The sequence below is a fragment of the Myroides sp. LJL116 genome (genome assembly GCF_054871685.1).
On sequence record NZ_JBTXLR010000012.1, the window covers coordinates 89078 to 96614 of the forward strand.

Sequence of the window (7537 nt, forward strand, 5' to 3'; positions counted from 1 at the left end):
TTTTTAAAATTAAACCCTTAAATCTTTGACCTATAAAAGTATGTTGATAAAGACCATTAATGAGCAGTTTATAAAGGAGCTTACTCCTATATATGATGCCCAAGAAGCTCAAAGCCTGTTTCTTATGTGCCTAGAGGAGCTGGAAAATAAAAAAAGATTAGATCTTGTTTTGGATCCAGAACTTTCTACGCAAAAACAAGAAAAGTGGCAACAGGTATTAAAGGACTTAAAACAAGCTAAGCCCATTCAATATATTTTCAATACTGCTTATTTCTATGATCTTATTTTTAAAGTAACTCCGGATACTTTAATACCTCGAAGTGAGACAGAGGAATTAGTGGAATGGATTTTAGATTCACTAGAGGATAGGAGTAAACCTATATCTATTTTAGATATTGGAACAGGTAGTGGTTGTATAGGAATTACATTAGCAAAGAATTTGCCTAATGCCAAGGTAACTCTAATGGATGTTAGCCCAAATGCTTTAGAGGTTGCTCTGTATAACGCCAAGGCTAATGAGGTTAAGGTACATACCATTGAGCAAGATGTTTTAGCTTTAGAGCAGTTAAAGGATACTTATGATATTATTGTATCTAACCCTCCTTATGTAAGGGAGTTGGAAAAAGTGGAAATACATTCTAATGTACTTGATAACGAACCTCATTTGGCTTTGTTTGTTTCGGATAATGACCCTTTAATTTTTTATAGAAAAATTGCACACTTAGCCAATAATAACTTACCTAAAGGCGGTATGCTCTTCTTTGAAATTAACCAGTATTTAGGACAAGGTACTTTAGATCTTTTTAATGAGCTAGATTTTACACAGCCTATTTTACGCAAAGATTTAAAACAAAACGATAGAATGATAAAGGCAGTTAAGCTCTAATGCTTACTCCTATATATAGATATAGAAAAACAAGAGCATTCTTAAGATTAAGAGTGCTCTTGTTTTTTGCTATATAATAAGGAGTAATGAATTATTATATACTTTTAATTGTTTGCCTTTGGATCAACTATTTTATTTAAAATGAAATAGGTTCTAGAAAGTGAAAATGGCTTAACTGCAAGATTCAAAAAAGTCTTTAAACACTTTTTTAATAGCGCTAAAGTCTACTTTAAAAAGCTCCTTAATCTGACTCTTTTCAAGATCTGTTAAATCTTTAGTGTAGTTTACTCTTTCTTTTTGAAGCTCTACTTCATTTAATGTAACACCTTGAAGTACAATTTTCACATAGTTACAGGTAAAATCTACCTTTGTTTGTACTTTTATTTCTTCCCCTTTTAATGTTTTTATTTTAGAAGTGAAAAAAGATTTTTCTACCCAATAGATATGTGAATCAGTTAGCAGAAGGTTTTTATGATAGAATAGGACTAGCTCATTTGACTTTAGGTCTATTTTGTGTTTTTTTACAAAATCTGCCACTTTATTAAAAAAGACTCCCGGATACTCCTTTTCATCCATAGCTGTGGAGTAGGACCTTTGGCTATAGTCCATGGAAAAATAATCCTGTACACCATACTTTTTGACTATAGGTAAAAATATCTGCTGGTATAATTGCTGGCTTTGTTTAAGTAAGTGAAGCGATAGTCCTTGGTCTTTGAGTTTGCTTGTATCGAAAGCTTCTAATGCGTAGTGATCTGTATTATTATATGTTTTTTTAAGTTGCTCTTCTATTGAATTTGCAAGAGAAAACAGATCTTCTTCGGCCCATATTGGATCCATATTTATAATCTCTAAAGGATCTAAAGTTAAATCTAGCGCCTTATTTAGGAAAGATTCTTCTAATGGTACAATAGCGGATTCCAAGTAGTTGATAGGGTGTTTATCAAACTGCTTAGCTAATAGTAAAGCGCTTATAAACTGCTCTAAGCTAATGTAGCGCTGTTGTATAATACTTTGTAAAACGTCTAAATATTGTAAGGTAGTTTTCTTGCTTAAATGACCTAACTCAAAATTATACTTTAGCAGCCCATAAGCCTTAAGTAAGTCAATAGCACTTAGGTTGCTGTTTTTTAAAGTATTACTCCATTTTTCAAAATAGGCCAAAAGAGAAAATAGTGGATAGTGATTCTCTAGGGTTTGGGGGCAAAGAGTATTGGTTTGTATGCTTTGCTCTTGTAGTAGTTTAGAAAGAGAATCCTCTTTAACTATAGGTAATAACTCTTCTAAAGGGATATTAAATACCTCAGACGTGTTATTTTGATAAATATCTATAAGTACCTCTTGGGTGATATAGACACTTTGGTCTTTGTCTATTAGAGCTTCAAAGCATTGCTTTATATCTGTGTCTCCTAGTTCTTTATATATAGCTTCGAGCTCTTTTTGCGCTGCTATTTTATCTATGATAGAAATGTTTGGGCTAAGACTTAGTAAGTTCTTTTTTTCGTTAGACTTGGTTGTATCACTAAAAAAAGGAGTATAGCCTTGGGTTAAATAGGCTAGTAGGTTTAGTTTATGGTAAAGCATTGTTTTAAAAACTAATAGAGGTCAATAGAATTTATTTGTGCAAGTATACATCTTTTGTCTAAGGTAAGAAAGGCTATGGAGTAAAGCATTTGTCAAAAAGATGTAATTATCTAATTAAGAATAGGCGTATAAAACATAAAAAAGCGGAGCTAATTTAAAAACTAGCTCCGCTTTTGGAAAAATATCTTAATCTAAAATTAATTTACTTTATGGTAGATATTTCTGTTAGAAATAACAGGTAAATAAGGTATTCCTTCTACTTTTAATTCAATAGAAGTATTGTTATTACAACCTTCATATTCACCATCGCTTCCACATTCTACTAATGGATCGATTGGTTTTTTGGACTCTAAACTTGTAGCATCAATATCCCAGTTATCTGCAGGGCGTAAAATAGAAATTGCCAGGTTACTTGTAGTTGTTTTTGTTGGTACTAAAGTAATAGTATAAGTTAAAGTACAGTCAGAGTTAATATCAATAGTTGAAGTGAACTTATCTTTATCTTCATTTAAAGCAATAGCAGTAGTTTCTTTTGCACAACCTTCCTCTGAAACGTTTACTTTAACATCCCCAGGTGTGAAACCCTCTGGTACTTCAAAAGAGAATACTGCACCTTCAGCACTTGTTGGTCCATCATTGAAAATAGATACCTCAATGTCAAAAGGTTGATCTACTGTTAGGTTTTCAGGAACTGCAACAGGTTTAATTTGTAAGTCAGATTTTTTAACTTTCAATCCTCCTTCAATCCTTACCATTGGAGCCTTAATAAACGTCCAAGTGTCTAGAGAACGGGCATTTCCATAGCCATCTTTTACTTTGTTATTGTTCAGGCCATATTTATGACCATTTTCTGAACTTCTTAGACCTTTAGAGCCTTTTAAATGACTGTTCACTTTGGGTTCAGCTGATGTTCCATCATTATTTGGGGCTCCTGCTTCATCGTCATTATTATTAATACCTACAACACTAATTTTTGAATCATCCCAATATACAGTATCTGATGCAACTTTAAAGTCATCATCTAGTCGAGATATTATAGTACCGTTAATATTTAATTCCACGTCGAAAAATGGGAAGTGTACTTCTCCGCCTAAAAGCTGAATCCCTATCTGTAATGGGGTGTCTGTTGGAGGAACTATTTCTCCATTATTACCTTTTCCATCCCAGAAGTAGGTATTTTTCCCATTTACTGCATAATCAGATAGAATAATTGGTTCGAACTTAGGGTTTTCTGGATCAGATATAGTAATAGTATAGCTCCCTGTAATGTTAGCTTCAAAAGAAATGGTTGCTCCTTTATTACCCATCTGATTTGGTGTTCCTTCATAGCCTATAATGCTTACATTTGTAAGCTCTGTATCCGCAACAGGTTGTTTTAACCATGTTTTGCCTCCTGGTACTGCTCCAGTTGATTCTTGTGGTAAGTCCCAATTTTCTAATTTTTCTGGAAGAGTATAGAAGATTTTATGAGTAATGTTATGTTTTGTATCTGGTAGGTTAGGATTGTGTACGTTTTTTTCGATAAGTGCTAAGGTAGAGCTGTCTAAACTTAAATAGGATGCCTTAGTAATGTTTTTCTCTAAAGTTGTAAATCCATTATTGTTAGAGAAGAAAGTAAAATACCAACCATTGTTTCCATTGTTATTTACTTTATAGATATGACGGTCATTAGTAAGGATGTTAAATTCTCCGTAGAAAGCTTGCTTTACTTGATCTGCACCGTTTACTGCCAAGTTAATTGAGTTAGAGTAGACTCTACCTGGAATAAACCCAGTATTATTTTCATCAATAACTGAAATATCCCAAGCAGCAATCATAGATGTATCTCTTCCTTTAAAATCTTCTTCCCAGTCTTGATCTGCAGGAGTGAATGTGGTCGGAAGGTAGTCAGAACCTGGTCTTTCTACTCCTGCGGATGCTATAAAAGTAACTTTATACAGACCATCTTTTTCTACTGGAAAATAGTGAGGAGTGTATTTGCCTGCACTATTTTCGTTTAAGCGATTAGGACCAGCTAATTCTTGGGCTCTGTTATTTATATAACCTTTACTATTTGATGAAAGTTCTGCTTTGCGTGGGTTATTAAATTTTTGAGATTGCTCTATGTTTTCATTGTCTAAATAATGAACAATGATACTCGCGGTAGTATGGGGTAAACTTAAAGAAGAAGAAGCAAGAGTAATCGTTTCGCCTGCTTTAGCGTAAACATAATGTGTTCCTAGGTTAGGAAAAGGCCAGCTATCTTGTGTTTTAGGATCTAATCTTTCACTTACTCTTAAAAATGCTCTTCCACCTTTGGCTCCTGCAGGACTCAGGTCTTTAGAACCATCTGCAAATGCGGATATGCTAGTTAAAAATGTAACGCAAAAAAGTAATAGTAAAGTTAGCTTTCCTTTGAGTGAGAAGAAAGCTGTTGAGTTTTTATTCCAATAATTCATTTTTGGGAGTTTTTTTGTTTTTTTTGGGTGCAAAGATACTTGTTTTAAACTAATAGAGCTCTAAAAGTTTCCTTAGGAAAAATAAACGTATTAAAAAGCACTGTGTTAAAGCCTAATTATAGGGATGGAATAAAATTGTGGTTACAATGTTTGTTTTGTTATTTATTATGTTGTAATGCATGTAGTTACGTTTTTTGTTGTAGAAGCTTGAATAACTGTTTTAGGCGGAGTTCTAGCATCATTACTCTGTGGTAGGCTATTTTTTCTTTGGAAGGAGTATCTAGAAAGTATACTTGCTCTTAATGAATTGTTAACAAATTTAGAGTTTCTCTTATTTAGTCAAGCAGAAGAGGAGTAGTGTTATTTATAAATAAGGTATTTAATTACAGTGTATTATGTGGTATTTACTGTTTTAAAATAGGTTTTTTAGAAGTTAAAAACCGACTTTAAGATGCATAAATTAACATAAATGCATAGTGTTGGGCTTTAACAGTAGTTTGATATGGCCTAAAGTATGAGTAATTTTGCACTCGATTTATGACATTTATCATGTTTTAAAACAAAGCTGTTTATCCTCAGTGTATTAAAAGAGGTTGTTATTGCTAAAAACAAAACTTTGTACATGTCTAAATTAACGTAGTCTATTTCGTTTGAAAATGTGCTATGCATTTGATGAACAGGCTAACACCATACAAGTTACAAAAAAAATTAATATAAAACTCAATTATGAAAAAAAGATTACTCTCTGTTGCCTTACTAATGGGAACCTCTTTTGTTGCTCAAGCACAAGTCGGAATTGGTACAGCTACACCTAATAAGAGTGCAGAACTTTCTGTTGTTGCTAACAATAGAGGTTTGTTAATTCCAAATGTTGCTTTAAGCGATATTAAAGATGCGAAAACAATCTCAAACGGTAACGTAGAAAGTTTACTTGTATTTAATACTAACAATACTCCTAGTAAAGATGCTACTTTAAGCGTAACACCAGGATACTACTATTGGCATATTGACAGATGGCAAAGAATGACATCTGAGTCTGATATTCCACAAATTGTAGTAAATCAATTCGAGAATATATTAAGTTTAGATGGGGATAAAGTAAAAAATATCATCCAAGGATTGTTTAGTGAAACTTTAACTGTGGTTGAGTATGACCCAGCAACTGGTGCATTAAAATATATTGATGAGCTAGGTAAATCTACTGTTATAGATATTGCAGGTGCAGTTAAAAATTTTGAAACTGTTACTAAAATTGAAGGTAATAAAGAAGATGGTACTTTTACTTTTATTGATGAGGCTGGAAATTCAACTACATTAAATATTGGAGATTATGTGAAGTACCATGAAACCCTTACTACTTTAGTAAAACAAAGACCAGGGTTATATACTTACACAAATGAAGATGGTAAAACACAAGATATAACTGTTGTTAGTGACTTAATTCAAGTTATTGAAAATAAAACAGATCTTGATTTATATAACGTATTAAAACAGTTAGTTAAGGTTGAACAAAGTTTAACTCAACTTGTTTATGACAAAACAACTAATAAATTAACTTATATCGATGAATCTAATAAAGAAAATGAATTAGATATTGATACATTAGTTAAAGCAAACCAAAATAACGTAAAAGTTATTGCTGGTACAAACATCACAGTAACGGAAGATTCTTCAAAAAAGAATTTAGTTACTTATACTTTAGATGTACCAAATGCTACTAAAGATACTCCAGGTGTTGTAAAACCAGGGGAAGGTTTAAACGTAGATAAAGACGGATCTTTAAATGTAGATTTCTCAATTGCGGAAAACCAATTGGCTAATGGTAGTATTTCTTCTTCTTCTATTGATGTAATCATGGATAAAGGAGCAATCCTTCCAACATTCTCTGATGTTAAATTAGAAATCGCAGCAGGAAAAGAAGGTCAAGTATTAACTTCAACTAAAAATGCTGATGGTAGTACAACTACAATTTGGAAAGAAATTCCTGCAACTGATATTGCTACAGAAAGTACTCCAGGAGTTGTAAAACCAGGAGACGGTTTAAAGGTTGATGTAGATGGATCTTTAAATGTAGATCTTGATTATGCAAAAGAAGGATTAGCTCAAGGAAAAGTAACTTCAACAAGTATAAAAGTTGTTAGTGATGAGGAAAATACAACTTTTGCAGACGTTTCATTAGAGATTAAGCCATCAGAGAAAGAAGGACAAATTTTAACCACTACTGGAACAGGTGAAAATGCTGTTGTTGAGTGGACAGATGCTCCTGTAACAGGTATTGCTACAGAAACTACTCCAGGAGTTGTAAAACCAGGAGAAGGTTTAAGCGTGGATGAGCACGGATCTTTAGATGTAAACTACCCTGCTGTTAAAGATGAATTAGCTAAAGGAAAAGTAACTTCAACAAGTATAAAAGTTGTTAGTGATGAGGAAAATACAACTTTTGCAGACGTTTCATTAGAGATTAAGCCATCAGAGAAAGAAGGACAAATTTTAACCACTACTGGAACAGGTGAAAATGCTGTTGTTGAGTGGACAGATGCTCCTGTAACAGGTATTGCTACAGAAACTACTCCAGGAGTTGTAAAACCAGGAGAAGGTTTAAGCGTGGATGAGCACGGATCTTTAGATGTAA

The 7537-nt window shown here is 33.0% G+C and carries 3 protein-coding genes and 1 pseudogene; 2 read left to right on the forward strand and 2 right to left on the reverse strand.

Annotation, left to right across the window (positions count from 1 at the left end; genetic code table 11):
* The first annotated feature begins 40 nt into the window (after positions 1-40).
* On the forward strand, positions 41-886 hold the full coding sequence (prmC, locus tag ACYSNM_RS10240) for a peptide chain release factor N(5)-glutamine methyltransferase (RefSeq protein ID WP_461756811.1): 846 nt from the start codon (positions 41-43) through the stop codon (positions 884-886).
* 171 nt (positions 887-1057) lie between these two features.
* Here prmC and ACYSNM_RS10245 read toward each other — a convergent pair whose 3' ends face one another.
* Positions 1058-2467 carry a hypothetical protein gene (locus ACYSNM_RS10245; protein WP_461756812.1) on the reverse strand — a complete coding sequence of 470 codons (1410 nt, stop codon included), beginning with the start codon at positions 2465-2467 and terminating at the stop codon, positions 1058-1060.
* Positions 2468-2664: 197 nt separating this feature from the next.
* Entirely contained in the window at positions 2665-4905 is a 2241-nt protein-coding gene (locus ACYSNM_RS10250) for a hypothetical protein (RefSeq protein ID WP_461756813.1), read from the reverse strand.
* Positions 4906-5631: 726 nt separating this feature from the next.
* On the opposite strand from ACYSNM_RS10250, the pseudogene ACYSNM_RS10255 reads away from it, so the two are divergent.
* A pseudogene (locus ACYSNM_RS10255) lies at positions 5632-7537 on the forward strand (hypothetical protein); the annotation flags it as partial.